Origin of the sequence: Eudoraea algarum (genome assembly GCF_050589645.1) — a bacterium.
In the GTDB taxonomy this organism is placed as follows: Bacteria; Bacteroidota; Bacteroidia; order Flavobacteriales; family Flavobacteriaceae; genus JBNGOQ01.
In genome coordinates this window covers 267,191-285,755 of the sequence record NZ_JBNGOQ010000002.1, presented here as the reverse complement: position 1 = coordinate 285,755, position 18,565 = coordinate 267,191, and the positions used below count along the sequence as shown (strand labels likewise).

The 18,565-nt window shown below is 46.0% G+C and carries 18 protein-coding genes; 3 read left to right on the top strand and 15 right to left on the bottom strand.

Annotated elements, in window-relative coordinates; all coding sequences use genetic code 11:
• Nucleotides 1-10: 10 nt before the first annotated feature.
• The 7 genes from ACRD67_RS07655 to ACRD67_RS07625 all read right to left on the bottom strand — a co-directional run bounded on the left by ACRD67_RS07655 (nucleotide 11) and on the right by ACRD67_RS07625 (nucleotide 6,769).
• Nucleotides 11-589: a hypothetical protein gene (locus ACRD67_RS07655; protein WP_430966485.1), complete on the bottom strand. Its 579-nt coding sequence runs from the start codon at nucleotides 587-589 to the stop codon at nucleotides 11-13.
• Entirely contained in the window at nucleotides 586-1,104 is a 519-nt protein-coding gene (locus ACRD67_RS07650; RefSeq protein WP_430966484.1) for a hypothetical protein, read from the bottom strand. Before ACRD67_RS07650 ends, ACRD67_RS07655 begins: the two co-directional genes overlap by 4 nt.
• Nucleotides 1,105-1,365: 261 nt before the next feature.
• On the bottom strand, nucleotides 1,366-4,188 hold the full coding sequence (locus ACRD67_RS07645; RefSeq protein WP_430966483.1) for a two-component regulator propeller domain-containing protein: 2,823 nt from the start codon (nucleotides 4,186-4,188) through the stop codon (nucleotides 1,366-1,368).
• A gap of 80 nt (nucleotides 4,189-4,268) precedes the next feature.
• Nucleotides 4,269-5,237: a hypothetical protein gene (locus ACRD67_RS07640; RefSeq protein ID WP_430966482.1), complete on the bottom strand. Its 969-nt coding sequence runs from the start codon at nucleotides 5,235-5,237 to the stop codon at nucleotides 4,269-4,271.
• Nucleotides 5,238-5,253: 16 nt separating this feature from the next.
• Nucleotides 5,254-5,670, bottom strand: coding sequence for a DUF3995 domain-containing protein (locus tag ACRD67_RS07635; RefSeq protein ID WP_430966480.1), 417 nt, complete (start codon nucleotides 5,668-5,670; stop codon nucleotides 5,254-5,256).
• A gap of 53 nt (nucleotides 5,671-5,723) precedes the next feature.
• Nucleotides 5,724-6,230 carry a YybH family protein gene (locus ACRD67_RS07630; RefSeq protein WP_430966478.1) on the bottom strand — a complete coding sequence of 169 codons (507 nt, stop codon included), beginning with the start codon at nucleotides 6,228-6,230 and terminating at the stop codon, nucleotides 5,724-5,726.
• A gap of 110 nt (nucleotides 6,231-6,340) precedes the next feature.
• The gene (locus ACRD67_RS07625; protein ID WP_430966476.1) at nucleotides 6,341-6,769 is read right to left on the bottom strand and encodes a hypothetical protein; all 429 of its coding nucleotides are present in this window, start codon (nucleotides 6,767-6,769) and stop codon (nucleotides 6,341-6,343) included.
• Between the two features lie 197 nt (nucleotides 6,770-6,966).
• Between ACRD67_RS07625 and ACRD67_RS07620 the strand changes: the two genes are divergently transcribed.
• Together ACRD67_RS07620 and ACRD67_RS07615 are read left to right on the top strand one after the other, a co-directional pair.
• Nucleotides 6,967-8,502 carry a serine hydrolase domain-containing protein gene (locus tag ACRD67_RS07620; protein WP_430966475.1) on the top strand — a complete coding sequence of 512 codons (1,536 nt, stop codon included), beginning with the start codon at nucleotides 6,967-6,969 and terminating at the stop codon, nucleotides 8,500-8,502.
• Between the two features lie 157 nt (nucleotides 8,503-8,659).
• On the top strand, nucleotides 8,660-9,745 hold the full coding sequence (locus tag ACRD67_RS07615) for a glycoside hydrolase family protein (RefSeq protein WP_430966474.1): 1,086 nt from the start codon (nucleotides 8,660-8,662) through the stop codon (nucleotides 9,743-9,745).
• Between the two features lie 57 nt (nucleotides 9,746-9,802).
• Here the strand turns inward: ACRD67_RS07615 and ACRD67_RS07610 are convergent, their stop codons facing one another.
• The 5 genes from ACRD67_RS07610 to ACRD67_RS07590 all read right to left on the bottom strand — a co-directional run bounded on the left by ACRD67_RS07610 (nucleotide 9,803) and on the right by ACRD67_RS07590 (nucleotide 15,521).
• On the bottom strand, nucleotides 9,803-10,531 hold the full coding sequence (locus ACRD67_RS07610; RefSeq protein ID WP_430966473.1) for a phosphatase PAP2 family protein: 729 nt from the start codon (nucleotides 10,529-10,531) through the stop codon (nucleotides 9,803-9,805).
• A gap of 549 nt (nucleotides 10,532-11,080) precedes the next feature.
• Nucleotides 11,081-11,707 carry a hypothetical protein gene (locus ACRD67_RS07605; RefSeq protein WP_430966471.1) on the bottom strand — a complete coding sequence of 209 codons (627 nt, stop codon included), beginning with the start codon at nucleotides 11,705-11,707 and terminating at the stop codon, nucleotides 11,081-11,083.
• Nucleotides 11,704-12,594, bottom strand: coding sequence for a DUF6734 family protein (locus ACRD67_RS07600; protein ID WP_430966470.1), 891 nt, complete (start codon nucleotides 12,592-12,594; stop codon nucleotides 11,704-11,706). The genes ACRD67_RS07605 and ACRD67_RS07600 overlap by 4 nt, the downstream gene beginning before the upstream one ends.
• The gene (locus tag ACRD67_RS07595) at nucleotides 12,591-14,147 is read right to left on the bottom strand and encodes a thioredoxin domain-containing protein (RefSeq protein WP_430966469.1); all 1,557 of its coding nucleotides are present in this window, start codon (nucleotides 14,145-14,147) and stop codon (nucleotides 12,591-12,593) included. The genes ACRD67_RS07600 and ACRD67_RS07595 overlap by 4 nt, the downstream gene beginning before the upstream one ends.
• 171 nt (nucleotides 14,148-14,318) lie before the next feature.
• The gene (locus ACRD67_RS07590) at nucleotides 14,319-15,521 is read right to left on the bottom strand and encodes an MFS transporter (RefSeq protein ID WP_430966468.1); all 1,203 of its coding nucleotides are present in this window, start codon (nucleotides 15,519-15,521) and stop codon (nucleotides 14,319-14,321) included.
• Between the two features lie 96 nt (nucleotides 15,522-15,617).
• On the opposite strand from ACRD67_RS07590, the gene ACRD67_RS07585 reads away from it, so the two are divergent.
• Nucleotides 15,618-16,193 (top strand): Crp/Fnr family transcriptional regulator, encoded by a 576-nt coding sequence (locus ACRD67_RS07585; RefSeq protein WP_430966467.1) that lies wholly within the window; start codon nucleotides 15,618-15,620, stop codon nucleotides 16,191-16,193.
• A 38-nt stretch (nucleotides 16,194-16,231) separates the two neighbouring features.
• On the opposite strand, the gene ACRD67_RS07580 is transcribed toward ACRD67_RS07585, so the two are convergent.
• The 3 genes from ACRD67_RS07580 to ACRD67_RS07570 form a co-directional block, all read right to left on the bottom strand.
• The gene (locus ACRD67_RS07580) at nucleotides 16,232-17,122 is read right to left on the bottom strand and encodes a DUF4382 domain-containing protein (RefSeq protein ID WP_430966465.1); all 891 of its coding nucleotides are present in this window, start codon (nucleotides 17,120-17,122) and stop codon (nucleotides 16,232-16,234) included.
• Nucleotides 17,123-17,258: 136 nt separating this feature from the next.
• Nucleotides 17,259-17,660, bottom strand: a complete 402-nt coding sequence (locus ACRD67_RS07575) for a DoxX family protein (protein ID WP_430966463.1) — start codon at nucleotides 17,658-17,660, stop codon at nucleotides 17,259-17,261.
• 88 nt (nucleotides 17,661-17,748) lie between these two features.
• On the bottom strand, nucleotides 17,749-18,537 hold the full coding sequence (locus ACRD67_RS07570; protein WP_430966461.1) for a LytTR family DNA-binding domain-containing protein: 789 nt from the start codon (nucleotides 18,535-18,537) through the stop codon (nucleotides 17,749-17,751).
• Nucleotides 18,538-18,565: the final 28 nt, after the last annotated feature.

The following is an 18,565-nucleotide window of genomic DNA, read 5'->3' as shown; positions in this document are numbered from 1 at the left end:
TGTTCTTGAATCATTTTTGGAGCATACATATTGCCGCCTCCAGGAGGTTGGATTGGAAATTATCGTTTAAAATTTCATAATCAAAAAAAATACCCAGATCGTCCTTTCCCCGTTTGTCCTCCGCCACTTTATCCGAAGTAAAATAAACCTTCACATATTGAATGGGGCTGGTGGCCAATTCCTTCAATTGCTCTTCGGTTACCCTGTAAAAGGGTCTGTTGATCTCCGTTGTGGCCGGTAGGTTGAACTTTCCGGGATGATCCCGATCCGGATACAGGGTAACCCTAGCTTCGTTTGTAAGCTGAAAAACCAGCGGGTTATCGCTCATAATATGGATACGCCTGCCCAGTTCCCTCACCAATTGCAAACGCAGGTAAAATCCCTTGTCCGATTGTATCAAGGTAGCACCTGCGGCCTGACTAAACTTTGAAAATATGGGCTGGAGCTTGGTGGCTTTGATAATTTTTTCTTCCGTGAGATGTTTGGCCGCTTTTCGGGCCATTTTTGAGGACGTCTTACATTTTTGACCCGTGGCATATAGGGAAAAAAGGCAAAACAGCAAAAGAAGCCCTCGTTTTGGATTGTTCATATTGCCAGTTTTATTTTAAGGTTTAAACCATTGTATTGGGAGCTTAGCCCTAACCGCAGCGGTAATTTTTTCCCCACGAACTTCCCATCCGAAAAAATTGGTTTCCATTTGGGGAACAGAGAACCTACAAGCGCTCCCACCAGAGCCCCTCCAGCAGTAAAACCAACATAGAATTCTGCCCCTCGATCCCGCTCTATTCCCAGCGGATCGGGCTGTATGTCGATCAGAAAAGCAGTAAGTACCAAGGTCCCTGCACCAATAAGTCCGCCCGGTACGGCATGACTGCCTTTGGGTACACGGATAAGAGTAAGGTCATTTAAGTTCATCTTTTCATGGGCCCTGGTCTTCACATTGAAAAAATCGGCCTGTCCTTGGTCAATTGATAGGCGGTTGACCTTGATGATCCGGTAGTCCTTTGAATAGAGTTTGGCCCTTCGATATGTCTGTAAGCCTTCCTGGGCAAGGCCCATATTGGTGAGTATTAGTAATGGAAGGAAGAAGATAATTTGCTTCATTTATAGCGGGTTTAACATTAGTATCAGGGACCAAAGGGGTACACCGGGGAAAGTAGGTTTCTGGTACATTAGCAATGCGTTTCCGCAATAGGGCCAAGTATGTACCGCGGTCTACAGCGATGGCCGTAGTCCTCAGAATTCCTGAATTCGAGACCTGGTAAATGGGGATATAACAAATGTATCGTCTGTGCTATGGAGCAAAGAAGTGATATGTTCCAATTTTATACAGATATGTTTCAAAGGGGGTGTAGCGGAAAGAATTCAGCCCTTGTATTGCGAAGGTGGTACCCCAAAGGTCTCCTTGAAACATTTGGAAAAATACCCCACATTATCAAAACCTACCTTGTAGGCAATTTCGGCTACCGTTCCGGCCTTGCCCTTTAGCATCTGGGCAGCTCGTTTTAGGCGTATCATACGGATGAATTCGGTGGTGGAAAAACCGGTGAGGGATTTTAGTTTCCTATGGAGTTGCGTCCGACTCATATACATTTCCCGTACGAAAGTTTCCACACTGAAATCGGGGTTTTCCATATGCCTTTCCACAATGTCAACGGCCTGCTCCAAAAGTCGTTGATCGCTTGAGGTAATTCCTATTTTTTTTAGTGGCAGGCTAGGGACCGCGGTATCATTTTCCAAATCGCGTATTTTCTGCTCAAACCGTTGGCGCGTGGATCGCATCCGTTTTTCCTTTCGGTAAACAAGAACCACAAGTAAAAGCGCCAGCAAGGTATAGGAAGTATATGCCCAACCACTGCGCCAAATAGGTGCGGAAATAGAAATTTGCACCGAGGTATCCTTGGCCGGATTGTTCTGTATTCGTAGCCATAACGTGTATGAACCGGGAGGCAGGTTGGTAAAACTGATCCGTTGTTTCCTTTCCAGGGGCTGCCAATCTACCTCAGCGCCTTGGAGCCGATATTCATAGGTGTGGTCTACGTAATCCGAGTAGTTCAACTCCGAAAACTTAAAGGAAAAACTATTCTGGGTATAATCTAACTGTATGGCACCGGTATCTGATACCTGGCTCTGCCAAAACCTTGGAGCGTCTTGGTCTAAAATCCGAAAATCGGTAAATACGAGGTCTCCCAAGGAATCTGAATGATTCATGGTATTGGGGTAAAACAGGTTAAATCCATTGATTCCTCCAAAGAAGAATGCACCTGCCTTTCCATGGAAATATGCCCCTGCATTAAATTCATCTCCCTGCACCGCAAGGTTTTCCCTATAGTAGCTGATTTTCTGTGTATTGGGGTCTAACCGTCCCAGCCCCGTATTTCCGCTAAACCACACAAAGCCACGCTCATCCACCAACACGCCGTATACCACATCGTTCAAGAGACCATTGCCGGTATTGTAATGATCAAAGGTATCGGTAGAGGGGTCCAGGACATCCAGACCTCCGCCATACGTGCCTATCCATATAGCCCCCTTTTGGTCCTGAACGATACTGGTAACGTACTTGTGGCTCAAGGATCCGGGATTTAAGGGATCGGGAAGGTAGCGCTTGATTTTGCCTGTATTGGGATCGAGTCGATTGAGTCCATTTTGAGTGCCGATCCATAAGTTCTCGGCCTTGTCAAAGTAGAGGTAATTGATTGCGTTGGTGGTGGGGCTGTCCGGGTCCCCTTCCCGATGTGGATAGTTTTTGGACGCTTGGGTCTTTGGATTGAATCGCCAAAGTCCCTGTTGGGAATCAAACCAAATATTCCCCTGGCTATCAGCTCTCACAGCCCTAACCTGCCTTATTGAATCTGTTCTTCCCGGCAGCATATGGTAGCGCTTATAGGTATCCGTTTGCTTATCAAAACGTATCAGTCCGTTCAGCCAGGTACCCGCCCAAATAGCCCCTTGGCTATCCTGGCAGAGCGACCGAATCGTATGGGTTTGAGAAGTCTTTAATCCCGGTCCATCGTAAACCTTTATCCGTTTGAAGCGGGTATCAAAGCGATTTAATCCGTCATGGGTCCCCACCCACACTTCTCCATCGCTGTCCTGAAAAATGGACCGCACTGAATTTTCACTTAGACTGTTAGGGTCCTCCGCGATATGATAGTAATGCTGAAACCTTGGTGCTTTTGTGTCATGTATATTGATGCCGCCACCAAAAGTACCCACCCATAGGATACCTTGGTCGTCCAAAAGCAAGGATTTGATAGAGTCCGACCCCAACCCGAACCTATTTTGGACATCTGCCCGGAGCACCCCAAACTCCTGTGTAGTTTTGTTAAAATGCACCAGTCCTCCCCCTACGGTACCTAACCAAAGGTTTCCTTTTACACCTTCACAAATAGATAATACCATATTTTTGGTATCATACTGCTCCGGGGAATCGTAAAAGGGAAAAGTGGTCGTAGCCCGGGTATCCAAATTATACCTTGTAACCCCCTTGCTACTTCCGATCCAGAGATTCAAGGAATCCAAAAGGAGCGAACTGTTAAAATAGTCTTTAACGGGATGTAGCACCAAGGACGTGGCAAATGCACCTGCCTTCCACTCTATTTTTTCCAGCATTTGCGTAGTTAGGACCCAAAGATTGCCCTCGGGATCAGGTGCTATAGCCTTTACATTGTAGTCCAGGTCAATTCCAGGCGTATTATACTTTGTAAAACCCGTATCGGGTTCAAAGGCATAGAGGCCGTTCCAAGTGCCTACCCAAAGCTGTCCGTCCGGGCTCTTTTGTAGCGTATTGATGCAATTGCGGTCCAAGCTTGCAGAATTAGCAATGTCTTGAAGGTAGGTCATAAAGTTGTCCTGATCGGGATCATAGCGGTTGAGTCCGTTTTTGGTGCCTATCCATAGGAAACCATCTTGGTCTTCAACAAGCGTATTGATATAACTGTTGCTTAGACTCCGCTGATCGCCGGGTACAGGTCTGTAAACCGTAAAATCGGTACCATCGTATCGGTTCAGTCCATCTTCGGTGCCAAACCACATAAACCCACGACTATCCTTAAGGACGCAGGTAATGGAGGACTGGGACAGCCCATGTTCCATGGTAAGTTGCCGAAATCTGGGTGTGAGGTCCTGCCCAAAAGCAACTTGGACCATCAAAACGCAGATAAAAGATATCAGAAGTACCCTCATGGTTTGGTTACTGCCGGTTTGCTGTTGGAAATTTTATTAAAAATATAGAAAATAAGCTTGGGCCGTGGATTTTCCCTGGGTCACTTCATATATTTTTCTTGCATCTCCCGAATAAAATCGGCCGACATATAGTAGATATTTAACTCCCCATTGTCATGGGATCTGTATTTTTCCCTAACGGGCGCTATGGGCTGTAGGGGTTGCATTTCCACCTTTTGGGCTACTCGACTGCTGGCAAAAATAAACCATTTCCCGTCTGGGGTCACGTAGGGGCAAATTTCATGAGCGGCCGAGTTTATCGGTTCTCCCAAGTTTTCCGCTGCCGTCCAAGTGCCATCAATCCTAAAACTGATATACAGGTCGCCCCTGCCTAAATTAGGCGTCCCATAACCCCTAAAAATCAGGTAATCTTCTTCTGGAGAGATAAACGGATCCCCTACATTAGCTTTAGCATTGATAATCGTGTCCAGAGCAGTTATGGTATATCCCTCCTCTGTTCTTTCTGCCTTGAAGATATCTCCCTTGGACCAGATGTTAAAATAAATGTCCCCTTTGTGGGTAAGGGAACTATAATATTCACTGGCTCCTGAATCGGTCAGGGGAACCGGTTGCGGCTCACCCCATCCCCCATCGATCCGTTCCACATACCAAATACGGCTGTTGGTATTGTCCGGCATGGGCCTGCTAGAACTGAAATATAACTTAGAGCCATCCGGGGAAAACAAAGGGTCGTAGTCCGAGTAGGTACCGGAAAAAGCAGCCACACTCGGGCTGGTCCAGCTGCTATCAGCCTTCATCTCGGTAAATGTGATAAAGGCATTTTCAGGGATATCCGTGGTGTAATAGAACTCGTTGCCTTGCAAGGAAAAGGTGCCATTGTATTCCTCTGCAGGAGAGGCCAAAAGTTCAGGTGCCAACAACCGTGGGGTCTTTGTGGGCGTCATACCCAAAAAAACATGCTTTGCAAGGGGCGAATCCAGTGGCTCAACCTTTCGCTGACAAGCCGTTAGAGTGAAAAGGGTTATCCAAAAAATGATTGCGTATTTCATAGGTCGTGGTTTTTAGCTAACTTAATTCGATGAGCAGCCCTAACAGGGCAATTCCCAGACTTAAGGGCGAAAAAAGCAGGGTATCCCGCTTTCCAAAGGGGGTGTTTTTTATGTGTTTAAAAAATCCTATGTACTTAAAGTCCCCCAAGGCCCTGAGGAAAAAGAGCGTCATAATGCCCCAGCCAGTGTAATCCAACATCCAGGAAGGGACTTCAAAATCCACAAACCGCCCCTTTAGGATATAGAAGAACCCAAAGGTCCCCAAACCAAGGCCCACTATCCAACAGGCAGTTTTTGAAGGATACAGTACCCGTTCACCCTCCAAGGTAGTGGGCACGGTCAGCTCTAAGCCCCAATTACCACCCAAGGCCCAATAGATATGTAAGACGCCGAGGATAAAAAAGATAAGACTTAAGCACAGGGATAAAAACATGATTTTACGACCTATTCCAGTGGTGCCCCAATGTTTCTGACATAGGACAAAAGCTATTTATTTTTGATATCAATATCGGTCCACATGGAACGCCATATCTTCCAGGACCCATCACCTTGTTTTCTATATACCGTGGTGTTAACGCCTTTTTGCACCCTTCCAAACTGTAGTGTATCCTTTTTATAGGTCCAGTCCAACAGAGAGCTGTGGGTGGTAATCGCCAGGGTGTCCAACAGCTGAAAATTTAAAATTTCGGTTTCAAAGGTATTGATCTTGGTGCTGGAGCCGTCCTTAGGAAACCAAAAGGCATTGATCTGTTGTTTGCCCTCTATGGGCATAAGGGAATTGGGTTGGATCCGGGCATTTTCCTCTAACAGGCCCATAATTTGCCCCTCATTATTGTCTATCCATCCGTTCACGTAATCGGTATGCAATTGCCGAATCTGTATTTCGTCCTCCCCCATGGGAGGTTCCCCAGCCTGCACAATCCGTTCTTTGCATGATAATACAGTCAGTAATAAGAGAAGCGTAGCAATCCATTTGGTTGGGTCGGTTTTCATAAAAAGACATTTTTTTGTTGTTATCATCTACTCGTACAATTCAAAATAGGGATACGTTCCCCTGTCCTGTCACCTACCTATATTCCTGAAGACCACGGGCAATGAAAGGTTCAATACCTTTCACGCTTTCTTACAAAGGCCTTTTCAAAAACATCTTCGCAGCACTCCAAATTTCGCAAAAAAAGCGAGTCGTTCCCTTTGGAAATACTTAAAAGAACTTCCTCCTGGCCGTACCGCAAGGTATCTCCGGCGCAAGAAAAGGGAAAGGCCTCATGTTCTGCCCCGTCAATAAAAATCAACACACTATCCTTGACAAAGACATAACTCAGTTTCATGTTCATGGATTTTGGCGTTACATCATAGGTATTACCCTGTTCATGGCCCTTGGTATATGCCCATTGCCATTCCCCGACCAATTTTTTAATGGTCCGGCCCTCTGGGTTGCCACAACTTGTTAGTAAGAAAGTAAAGCTTAGGAACAGGAGTTTGGTAGAGTTGTATATTTTGTGGATATGTGTGTAAATGCTATGCCTGCTCATAATGTTTACGGTTCTCCCATCAATTTACCCATTCCTGAGTCCCATTGCTGTTAAGCCTTTGCCAAAAAAGAGGCCATTGCGTTAAAATTGTACATGACATACAGATATCCTCCAGGGCATGTAAGTTTTAATCCACATACTGTAACAAACACCGCAAAATGACCTCTTTTCTTTTATAATCCGATCAACCTCCACAGATGTCCAAAGCACGTATTTTTACTTTTATACTTCTATGCTGCATGAGCTGTTCCCGATCCACGAAGAAACAGCAAGAGGCCAACGAACAATTCTCAAAAGATCTTTTGGCCCTAAAGGCCTATTTTCAGATTCCCGGACTTAGTGTCTTGGTCAAGAGGGGAGACCAGGTGCTTTATGAGGACTATTTGGGGATGGCACACCTGGGGTCGCAAACCCCTATGGATTCCACAACCGGCATTCCCATGGCGTCACTTACCAAAATGTTTTCGGCCCTTCTTCTTCTGCAGTTGGAGGAAGAAGGCAAGCTAGCGCTCCATGAACCCATAAGGGCGTACATTGATGATGCCCATGTAGCGGATTCCATCAAAATTGAGCACGCCCTATCACATACTTCCCAAGGTATGCCCGGAAAAAATTTTTACTACAACAATACGCGTTTTATGTGGTTACAACGGGTTATCGAAGAGGCGGGAGAAAAGGATTTTAAGACCCAAATAACGGAAAAGATCATTGCCCCCTTAAAGCTGCAAAATACGTATCTGTTGGAAGATTCCCTACAACTTGCCCAGACGAACAGAAAACTGGCACAGCCATACTTTTTAGGAGGGGAACCAAAGAATGGGTATGTGGAAAAGACTTCACGGCCCGGTTTTATAGATTATGGGTATTCGGCAGCGGCAGGGATAACATCCACGGTCCGTGATTTGGGGTTATTGAGCAGTGCCTTGGACAAGGGACTTCTGTTGTCATCCTCATCAAAAAACAAGATGTTTACGCCCTACGCACCAGATCTTCCCTATGGCCTGGGAATATTCACGCAGCAGTTTATGGAGGAACAATTGATATGGGGTTATGGTCAATACGACTGCTATTCCAGTCTCTTCCTAAAAGTACCTGGGAAAGACCTTACCCTGGTGCTGGCCGCGAACAACAATCTGATGAGCGACCCTGCAAGGCTTATAGCGGGGGATCTTAGCTACTCCTTATTTGCACTTAGTTTTTTAAAAAACTATGTGTTCGACCTGCAAGAAATACCACTCTTTGAACATCCGGACATCCTTGCGTCCTTGGAACAACGGTTAAACCCGGTAAACATGGAGTTCTATCGGAAAAAACTACTGGCCCAGGCCTTGGCGGCAAGTTTCATGAACCGATACAACGATTCAGAAGGTGCTTTTAGCAAAAAGCTGTTGGGTCAGGTGTTCGATCGGTTTCCCGATTACGAAACCTATGGAGATCTGGTGCTCTTGCGCAATTTGTATATGCTCAAATTCATGGATGCCCATAGGAAAAAAAAGGAGTTCACGGCTTTCGATGAACAAATTGAACAAATTGGTCAAAAACTGTTGACAGCGGATAAAAACAATCCCTATGCCAACTACTACATGGCCAACTTCCATGATTTCAAGGGACAAGCGGACCTGACGGAAGTGTATTACCAACAGCTGCTGGACGCCAACAATTTTTCCCCCTGGTGGTATACTGCTGAGGCCAAACAATGGATGCACAAACGCCAAGAGGTGTTCCAAAACTGAAAGCACAAGGACCGTTGCTCTGAGATTGGGGTCAGAGAACCTGCCAAATGCTGGAACCTACCTCCATTGCCAAGGGAGCTCGCCATTTTTTGCAATGGAGGTTATACCTTTTTAGTGTAAATTAGGGCCCTTTAACACCTAAACACTCCGCTCCCATATGACCCAGATTATTCCTGCCCCCTATGCCCTTCCTTTTAACAACGGGATCTACCATCCCCTTCTCTATTTATGGGACGCCTGGTCCTATGCGGAAGACAGCACCTTCCATTTGTATTGCTTGGCGGTGGCACGAAAAAAGGCTGATGGAACGGCCATGGATCCTTCGGAACGAAACAACTTCCCATTTCATATTAGGCATTTCAGTTCCTTGGATGAGGGCAATACCTGGACTGACGAAGGTTGCTTTTTAGAGGTACGATCGGAAGAGGACAAGCATGATTCCAGGACCATTTGGAGCGGTTCTATACACCCCTTGCCCAAAGGAGAAAAACTTGTCGCCTATACTGGTCTGCATAATATGGGAGTAGAGCGTCCTTTTTTACAGACCATAGCACTTGGACTTTCAACAGACGGAGCTACCATGAGCTGGCGAGCTCAGGAACCCCTATCCTCCCCACTGCGCGATTGGGAAACCATTAGGGCCAAAGGCTATTATTTGGATCAGGTGGAAAAATTGGGACATAGGGATGGTGAGGGAGGTGGACCCATTATGGCCTGGCGAGACCCCTATATCTATTTAGATTCGGCAGAGCGGATACACCTATTTTGGGCCGCAAAAGTGGGTAGTCATAGCAATGCGATGGCCCATGCCCTGCTGGATCGGCGCGATGATAGCTTTTTTATAGACCGGCTCTTGGCACCAACCGTCTTGCCCGACGGAGCCGAGTTTACACAATTGGAACTGCCAAAGATTCATTTTGATCCGAAAAACAATTGGTATTATTTGATTGTTTCCAGTTGCAACCGACTCTACGAGGGGCAATCCGATGCCGAGGTGGATAAGGCGATACGACTCTATCGGTCCAAGGCATTGCAAGGTCCATGGGAGCCCTGGGGTATCAATGGAAGTCGCATCCTGGGGCCGGAACACCTTTTTGGGATGACGGTCATCAAGGAAGATTTTGAACAAAAACGCCTGCTTTGCATTTCGCCCTATACCGATGCCGCCCCCGATTTCTTGGGCCTCACATTTTCCAAACCTTTTTATGTATACCTGGATCCCGTTAAAGTCGTATTTCCTTAGCGTTCCGGAATAAGATGTCACAAAGGGATTTTGGGCTGGACCAACAGCGTATTTGTGCTAAAATTTGACAGAAAGGTACACCCCGGTAACGCCTTCCATATGGCTGGGCAGTAAGATAACGTCCTTGTAGCGTGTAAATGGGTTCCATGGAAACAGGTAGTCAAAATGATAGACCAGTTTGCTTACCATTACCCCTATACCAGCGCCGAAAAGCACATCGGAGAGCCAATGTTTGTTCTTTGCCATGCGCAGGGCTCCGGTGGTTGTGGCGAACCCATACCCACTGTAGGCAAGCAACGGGCTGGTATCCTTGAATTCCTCATAAAGTACCGAGGCGGTGGAAAAGGCTATAGACGTATGTCCGGAAGGCAAAGATTCCGCATTGAAGCCATTTGGCCGCATTTTGTGTATGTTCTTTTTAAGGCCTTTGGTCAATAGATCGGTGAGCAATATGGAAAGGGCCATATTCTTGGTTTGATCAAACCAATGGTTTTTTGCCTTTACCCCGGCGATATCCGCGATGTACAACTGTGCAACCGGTGCAAAGCGCATATAGTCATCAAGATTTGTTTGGAAGTTATCCCCTACCCGTTCCTGAATGTTTTGATTCAGCCTGCGCTCCAACCGACTATCCGAAAGCAGTACCCCGGTAATGATCAAAGAGGCCGGTAATGCGCTCTTTTTGAAAAAAGTTACTTCTGATTTTTGGCGTGTGCTGTCTACCTGCGCGGGAAGGTAACTTATATACAGAAACACGGCGATAAGGATACTACATGGTCTGGTCATGGTTGGTCTGGTTCTTTAGGCGAGCTTGGGTGCTATTTGTACTGGTCAGGTGAAAATTACACTGCGCCGTGGGACAATATATGAATAACGGGAAAAGAAGGAAAATATTTTTGGTGTAGCCAGAAACACAGCATGTTAGGTCTATGACACCGTGTTTTATTTTTGATCGGGCACAGGGATTCGTAACAAAAGCCCTCCTTCTTGTTAGATATAGGTAATGACTTTATTTATTGTAGGAAAATACATAATGATCTACTACCTTTAGCCTTGGCCTCCTCTCCAAAGCCTCAATTTTGAAAAAGCGGAGAACTTAATCCTATATGTATGAAAAAGTTAAGTTTAAAAAACCTGAAGGATCAGGCAATGAAAAGCTCTCAGATGAAAAAAATCTCCGGGGGCTGGGGTTCTTGTTACCCTGATTATTACTGTGGTGCTTACTATTGTGCCAATGTAAATCCGTCTGCCTGTTGTTGTCCATAGGACTCAGGTAATTCCCTTTTTGGGAACTCTAAAAGTTCAAGGTGTGCCTCGTGGCCACTTTGAACTTTTTTAGTTTATAGGCAATAGCGTGCGGTAATACAGGACCTGATTGGAGACAAATTCCAAAAAGCCTTCGTCCAATTCTTGCTTGGGAAGCGCCATCGCATCGGCCACCAAGCTTAGGAACTCGTCGTAGTTAAAGGTCTCCCGGTACGCCATGATATCCAAAAGCAAAGATCTAAGGTCGGTTAGGCATAATTCCTTGGGCGCCAAGGGTAGAAAACTGGGTATACAGAGATAATGTGTCTGGGCCATTTCGGGATATGAGCCACCTATACCATCCCATAAAAAGTTACTCTGCACCAAAAAATCGGAAAGTTCGGGATTCACAATGAAGTTCCCCTGACGTTGCTCACGTTCCGATTTGGAACAGAACCGGATGGCAGCATTTATTTGAGCAATGGTCCTGCTCTCGTCTGCCATATAGGTATCCATAATCTGATAGCGTTGGTCTTCCAGGTTTCCATAATCCCGTACAAAAGCCTTAACATTGGGGTTGGCCGTCATCACCTGATCCAATACCTTATATACGTACTCCCTTTCGTGGATATTGAAAAACTTCGGTTGGTTAATCTCCTCCACCGCTGCATAGGGCAATAACCCGACCCAATCCAAAAAGTTCTTCCGAGTTTTCATACCACCCTGTTTTTACAAAAATGCATGACCCGTTCGTAATAACCCGGATACTCTAACTGTAATCGGGCAACAATCTGTTCCATGAATTCCGTGGGTTTTTTCAGGTGACTGATCAAATGTACGTACTGTGATCGCTGTGGTATACCATGAAAAGCGGCAAAGTTATACGCGTGTACATCATCTGGCCCTTCATAGAGCGAGGTGATTTCCAGCTTGCGCTTGGCCACCATATTACTCAACAAAAACTGCTCGTAATAGAGGTTGAACAGGCCGCTGTTGATGTCATCCAATTTGTCCTGATTGTTATCAATAAGGGCAAAAGCCTTGGTGGTATACGTCTGGAACAGCTCAATATCAGTGCCCCCAATGACGCCTACATTGATATATTTGATTGCATCGGTGAGTTCTGCTTGAAATTCTGACGGTACCTTTTTAAAATGTTCATGGATATAGGGATGTATTTCCGCATACTGAGACCCGTTATGGTTATAACTCTGGCAAAATACCGCCTGGTCCAAAAGTGGATCCAGTACCGGACCGAAAAGGAATACATCTCCGTCCAAATGGCAAAAGGGTTTTTTTTGCAATCTATAGGTGAATAATTTGCCCAGGGCCCAAGCGCCTCGGTGATATCCATCCAAGGCGTTAAGCTCGTTCGAAAAAGAGGTATAGGGCAAATTAAGTTCATCCCTAAAGATCTGTAGACCTCTATCATCCGTGACCAAATGAAGCTCCGGGTACCATTTTTTTATGGAAAGGCAACTGTAGATCCAGGCACAATAGAACAGGAAGGGATTGGGAAATCCCCCGTTATGCCTAAAATTCCAATTGTCTTTATGGGCACTATCAAAAAAGGGTTTGGACCAAAAGGATTGCACAAATCTCATAGCGTTTCTTCTTTAGCATTGAACACGGCTAGGATATCCTCCAAAAAAGAGGCATCGTAGAATTCCGGAATAATCTTGGCATCTACCGCCAAAATAGGTGTATGAAAAAGTTCATTTTTTTTACACCAGTCGCGTTGCTTTTTAAGGATTTGATAATCTGCTTCCGTGAACTGGCATGTCGTTTCCTTGGAGAACCGCTCTGCGTCGCGATGTGCAAACCAAGTATCCATGAGCTCAAGAAAGGCATCCGCACCCTGGGTCCTGAAACAGTGGATCAAGGTAGCCGCAACATCGTTGCGCACAGAGCTATCCGTATTGTAATGGTTCAAGATAAGGTGGAATTGATAAGTTTCGGTATCCTTGTCATATAGGGAACGGAACTTTTCAAAGGCGGTCTTGCAGAAACCACAGGTCGTGGACAATACCAAACGTACGATCTTTGAAGCATTGGGGTTGCCCAATACAATCTGGTCAGCGCCAGCCTCGAATGCCAGACTCTTGGTATTGGCAAGGGCCCGATCTATGGTGTCCGGAGACCTTTTAAAACGGAGCAACTCAATCTCTCTCGTCCCCAATTCATAATTCTGCGCCTTGATACGCCGATAGCTGTGGATACCGAATAGGGCAAGGAAAAAGAAAAGGCCCATGGATGCCATATCCTGAAGCCCCAAGAGGGGTAATGCCTGCCAGACAACCGCTTCTGAATAATAGGCTACCACCCCGATCACAGTGGTCTGGAGCAGCACAACCGCTGCGGAGAGCAGACAAAGGCGGCACCATGTTTTAAGCACAAAGGCCTGGATGACCATAGTACACAACACCGTCACGGTAGCAAGACCGTAGCTCCACAAGTGGGCCTCGCTCCATTGACCCACAACTAGTGTCTGTAAAAGCGTGGCGAGTATAAAAGCAAAGAACAAATCGTTCAGGGAAAAGGGACCCAGCTGGTATTTGTCCGACTGCAGTACCTGTTTACAACCACTTTCCTCATCTTGCCCGCAGATCTTTTGTCCAAAATCCGAGCCCCTGTCGTGCGCGGTTTCGAAAATCTCGTCGGAAAGATAAAGGCCCAATATGCCAATACTACAAAAAATTAGTGCGGGGATATGCGGCCAAAGAAGCAAGGCCGACAGCAGTAGTAGCAAGATTCCACTCCATGCAGGCCACCAGCTTTTCGTATTTTTTGCAGTGTGTTCCTGCTCTGCCAGCAACACCACGCCATTCCACTTTTTGGCGAATTCGGCTTTGGTCAAACGGGTCTTAATACTGTGCAGATAGACTTGGCTACCGTTCTGCTCCACATGGGAAAAGTAGGTGCCTCGTTCAGGATCGTCAACAAAGGCGACGAAATGTTCGGGGAGTTCCCCCAATTGGTCCTGATGTATCTGGGCCGCTACGTTCTCGATATTCAAAAAATCGAGGGTTTCAGAAATGGCGTAGAGGGAGGGGGTATCCGGATGGCTAAAGAGCTGTAATTCCAGCTCGCGTCGGGAAACCTTTATACGTGCTGCGTTAAAATAGGAGACCAGGGCATTAAGCAATACTTTGTCCATAAGCGTTCACGATTGGGCTTGAAAAAGATACAGAATTTTCTTATATATACCTAAAGAAAAAAATACAAAATTTAGATGGCATGCTTTTCCAAGATTGCGGAAATGGGTTTAAAAATCTAGGCGTTCCAAAGAGAAGTATCCATACATAATTGATTCTTGCGTAATGCTGTTTTACAGGCCAGTCGTACGATCTACCTTCTTATAGTGCCTCCATCCCATATATAGGAGCGCCAAAAGGGCAAGTACACCACATGCGTACAGCACATGGGGCACGTGGGCCAGCGTTTCCCGATAATACCATCCGGAAAAAAGGGCACCGAGTCCGATTCCCGACTCCAAGGCAATGTACATGGTGGCCATGGCCTTGCCCCGATATCTGGGATGGCTCATATCTATGGTCCATGCGTTCACAGCCGGGGAGATGATACCCATGGCCAGTCCGTATAAGGCCGCACCGGTCAATAGACCTCGGGTGGTGTCACGATAACCAATAAGGAAGAGGGAAACGACCAATAGTACCAATCCAACATGGATGACCCGGATGCGGCCGTATTGATCGGACATTTTTCCTGCCACAAACCGCACCAGGAGAGAGGCTATGGTAAAGACAATAAAAAATGTGCCTTTATTGACAAAGCCTACGTGCTGGCTCCAGTCCGGAATCAGGGTCAGGATAACCCCAAAGGCCACATAGGTAAGGAAGGTGACAATGGCCGCCGGGAGCACTTCCGGGGCAATAATATCGGTCTTCGAGATTTTAAGCAGCTTGCGTTCAAAACGTTGTTTTTGGACCAGGGTCTCTTTTAGGTTCGCAATAAACAGTAGGGATATCAAGGCAATGATGGAAGAGCTGTAAAACAGGACATCAAAGGAAAAATGAAGTTTAATAAGGCTTCCAAGTGCCGGTCCCAGAGCGAGGCCGGTGCTGAACGATATCCCCTGAATGCCCAAGGCCTCCCCCCAACGTTCCTTGGGCACAATATCGGCGACGTAGGTGGCGGTGGCCGTAGGGTTAAAACCGGTTGAAAACCCGTGAAACAAACGTAGGATCAAAAAGCCCGAGACACTGGTCAGTATCGGATAGAGAAAACCGGAAATCAAGCAGACCAGGGCGCCGAAAATCATAACGGGCTTACGCCCAATGGTATCGGTCAGCTTTCCGCTAAAGGGTCTGGAAATCCCTGCGGTAAGGGTAAACAAGGCAATGATAAGCCCTATATATGGTGCACCTCCCATTTGGCTCAAATAGGCCGGCAATTCGGGAATGAGCATATTATAGCTGGCCGAAAAGAATAGGGAACTAAGGCATATTAGCGCAAACCTTGGCGTGTAGATTGTACCTTTTTTGGACAGCCTTATGGTAGATCGCTTCATCTTGTTTTTTGATATCGGATTATTCTATAATTTTACCAAAACAAAGGAACCATATCCCTTTTTCAATAAAAAGGACATTTGTCCTACCCGTAAAAAATGATACGAACCAATTCGGAACTCCTTAGCTATGTTAGCCAGATCCAGCGTTTGGGGAAATGGGGAATTGTCGAAGAGGAATTTGGTCCCAAAAACAAGATTATAGAACAGGACCAGCGATATTCCCAGGTGCACCTTATCAAAGAAGGTATTGCAAAATGCTATATTTCCGATGACAACGGAAGGGAGTTTATCCAAGAGTTTTTAGGAGCTGGTATGGAGTTTGGCGAGTTGGAGGTCTTTACGGGTAGGCTGAGTATTTGCGCTGTGGAATCCATAACCCACTTGACGGTATTCTCTTTTTCCTATGCCGATTTTAGGGCCTTGGTAAAAACCGATGCGCGTTTTAACCACTTGGTGATGAAAGCCCTGGCCGACAAGATTCGGTACAAGGCCCCAAGACATTCCTACCAGCACTCCCACCCCATTGAGGATAATGTGCTACGTCTTCAAGAGCTTTTCCCTGATTTTACACGCGTTATCTCAAAAAAGGATATCGCCAACTACATCGGTATTACGGTAAGAAGCCTAAACCGGGCCTTAAAACAGCTGGAAGGAGCCGGTAGGCTCAAATAAATTGGAGCGGTGCCTATCTGTTTTTCCCAATCATCGAGCTATTCGACCAATAACAGTTCAAAATCTTGGACGGTCTTATTGCCAGCAGTAATCTCCACTCCTTCTTCGGACTGCATGGTATACCCCTCCAACTCGGCCGATACATCATAGCTGCCTGCCAGAAGTCCCATGACACCGTAGTTTCCATCAACATCGGTAAACGTGGTAGTATTCAAGGTATCCGCAGCAAAAATGGATATCTGGACCCCTTCCAATGCTACTGCCATTTCTTCCTCTAAGGTAGTTACAGTTCCACCAAGGGTTCCGGCGACCGACATATTGCTTGCCTTGATTACAGGCTTAAAATTAAATCCGGTAATGCCATTGGCCGATTTTATATTGCCCTTGGGAATGAAAGAACGACTTACGTCAAAATCCAAAAGCAGGTCGGCCGTAAGTCCGCCAGCCACCACAATACCCGGTTTAATAAAAACTTTAATCCCCGATTGCGCACCACTTGGTACTTTTAGATCGTAAGTAGTATCATCTTTGAGTACCACATTTATTCCTCTGACAAAGACCCTTACCAGGTCATAGGTTCCTTGGGGAATCTCGATATCAGCTAGATTCTGCGTGCTTCCATTGGTAAGTTCCAATAGATTTACCTGAAGCTCTTCTTCCATTAAAACAACAAAGGGAGAGCCGCTATTTTCACCCTCGTTATCCTCCATGCCTTCTTCCGTTTCCGCATTCATATCATCCCTCTTTAGCCGGGCATCTACCTTAAAAATGGTAACATTGGCCTCGGCGACCAAATCAAAGGGGAAGGGGGCATCGGTTAATTGAACCCGTAAGGTTCCCATATCCTGTGAACTTCCGTCGCTATCCGAACAGCTAGCGGAAAAAAGCAGTCCAATGACTAGCAGGATGCCGTAAAATCTATTTTTCATACTGGTGAGGTTTTTACCGTATTGCCAGTGTCCAGATTTTCTTACCTTTCTGACCAACAACTCGTTACCTGCGCAATATGGACAAAACGCTGCTAAAAATTCAGGGTTTCCATCGATTTTCGATGAAATACATATCCTAGTTCCCTTTAACAGACTTCCGGTAACCGTAGTTTGCAAAAAACAAAAAACTTATGGCGGCGAAGAGCAGGTAAATGGCATCCTCATAGCCCGTTCCGAATACAAGCCTTGTACCAAGGGCGCCGATCATGACCGCGCATAATACAAATCCTCCAATGTACCTTAGCTTGGGAATCAACAATACAATTCCTCCAAAAATTTCCAATACCCCGATAAAAATTCGGAACCAAACGGGATATCCCCAGTCCTCAAAGGCGGACGTCCATAACCCGTCCACATCCAGTTTGCGGACCCCGTTTAGGATCATAGAGTGTGCAAACCAAGCGCTCATTAACCAGACCATGATGGGCTGTACCTTCAACAGAGCGGCCCTCGCCCCATGTATTCTTTTAAGTAACATACCTAATGTTTTTAATGGAAACTAAAGTAGGACGATTTCCTAGGCGGTGTCCCAAAATGTGATGAGCGGCCTATTTTTTGTGATAAAACTAGGAAGGATCCTTTAACAAAGGGCGAAGTTTAGGTGCAAAGGACTTGCTTACCTTGAGTTGCTTTTTGCCCAAAAGGCTAAGGGAATAACCGCCATTGGGATTCGCTTTGTAGGAAGCTATTTTACCTAGGTGTACCATATGTCTTCGGTGTATCCTTTGAAAGATTTCGGGGTCTAGCTCCTTTTCCAAGCGGTGTAGCGGCTTTCGTATAAGCACCCGTTCCATGGTGTCCGTATAGGCAGAGATGTAGTTACCGTCCGACTCAAAAAACAGCACCTTTTCCACCGGTAGATAGTGGGTCTCGTTCCTGGACCGATAGGGAATACGTGCTGTAAAGGCCACAGGGTCCTTGCTGTTTTCGGGGATGCCCAGGGCAAAAAGTATAAGCGCTATGCAAGCGTACACCACAATGGATAACAAGCTGGAATGCAAGACCATAAACCGATAACCGGACCAAAAATCATAGCGTTGTCCATAAGCGTACCATTCTATAAACGACAGTATAAAGACATAAAGGAGCACGAACAACAAACAGCTGAGCCCTACGCTAAACACCCTTAAAATTTTATTCCCTCGGGCTAGTTTCCAACTCCAGGGAAAGAGGAAGGCCACCACCGCAAAAGCAGCATATTCAAAAAGAAGGGGATAAAATAAAAGTTCGGGTGGTTCATCGTATTGTGCGTAGATAATCTGGTTTCTAAAAAAAATGGACATGGCGGTTCCGATTGCACCAACGGCCAACCAAATAAATACCTTAAACGACCTGCTTTTTCCAATGAAACCCAAGATACCTGTTTTTAGCTACCGCCCACCT

Excerpts from the sequence above, each read along its gene's own strand:
- ACRD67_RS07655 (WP_430966485.1), bottom strand. The coding sequence starts at position 589 with ATGAACAATCCAAAACGAGGGCTTCTTTTGCTGTTTTGCCTTTTTTCC.
- ACRD67_RS07650 (WP_430966484.1), bottom strand. The coding sequence starts at position 1,104 with ATGAAGCAAATTATCTTCTTCCTTCCATTACTAATACTCACCAATATG.
- ACRD67_RS07645 (WP_430966483.1), bottom strand. The coding sequence starts at position 4,188 with ATGAGGGTACTTCTGATATCTTTTATCTGCGTTTTGATGGTCCAAGTT.
- ACRD67_RS07640 (WP_430966482.1), bottom strand. The coding sequence starts at position 5,237 with ATGAAATACGCAATCATTTTTTGGATAACCCTTTTCACTCTAACGGCT.
- ACRD67_RS07635 (WP_430966480.1), bottom strand. The coding sequence starts at position 5,670 with ATGTTTTTATCCCTGTGCTTAAGTCTTATCTTTTTTATCCTCGGCGTC.
- ACRD67_RS07630 (WP_430966478.1), bottom strand. The coding sequence starts at position 6,230 with ATGAAAACCGACCCAACCAAATGGATTGCTACGCTTCTCTTATTACTG.
- ACRD67_RS07625 (WP_430966476.1), bottom strand. The coding sequence starts at position 6,769 with ATGAGCAGGCATAGCATTTACACACATATCCACAAAATATACAACTCT.
- ACRD67_RS07620 (WP_430966475.1), top strand. The coding sequence starts at position 6,967 with ATGTCCAAAGCACGTATTTTTACTTTTATACTTCTATGCTGCATGAGC.
- ACRD67_RS07615 (WP_430966474.1), top strand. The coding sequence starts at position 8,660 with ATGACCCAGATTATTCCTGCCCCCTATGCCCTTCCTTTTAACAACGGG.
- ACRD67_RS07610 (WP_430966473.1), bottom strand. The coding sequence starts at position 10,531 with ATGACCAGACCATGTAGTATCCTTATCGCCGTGTTTCTGTATATAAGT.
- ACRD67_RS07605 (WP_430966471.1), bottom strand. The coding sequence starts at position 11,707 with ATGAAAACTCGGAAGAACTTTTTGGATTGGGTCGGGTTATTGCCCTAT.
- ACRD67_RS07600 (WP_430966470.1), bottom strand. The coding sequence starts at position 12,594 with ATGAGATTTGTGCAATCCTTTTGGTCCAAACCCTTTTTTGATAGTGCC.
- ACRD67_RS07595 (WP_430966469.1), bottom strand. The coding sequence starts at position 14,147 with ATGGACAAAGTATTGCTTAATGCCCTGGTCTCCTATTTTAACGCAGCA.
- ACRD67_RS07590 (WP_430966468.1), bottom strand. The coding sequence starts at position 15,521 with ATGAAGCGATCTACCATAAGGCTGTCCAAAAAAGGTACAATCTACACG.
- ACRD67_RS07585 (WP_430966467.1), top strand. The coding sequence starts at position 15,618 with ATGATACGAACCAATTCGGAACTCCTTAGCTATGTTAGCCAGATCCAG.
- ACRD67_RS07580 (WP_430966465.1), bottom strand. The coding sequence starts at position 17,122 with ATGAAAAATAGATTTTACGGCATCCTGCTAGTCATTGGACTGCTTTTT.
- ACRD67_RS07575 (WP_430966463.1), bottom strand. The coding sequence starts at position 17,660 with ATGTTACTTAAAAGAATACATGGGGCGAGGGCCGCTCTGTTGAAGGTA.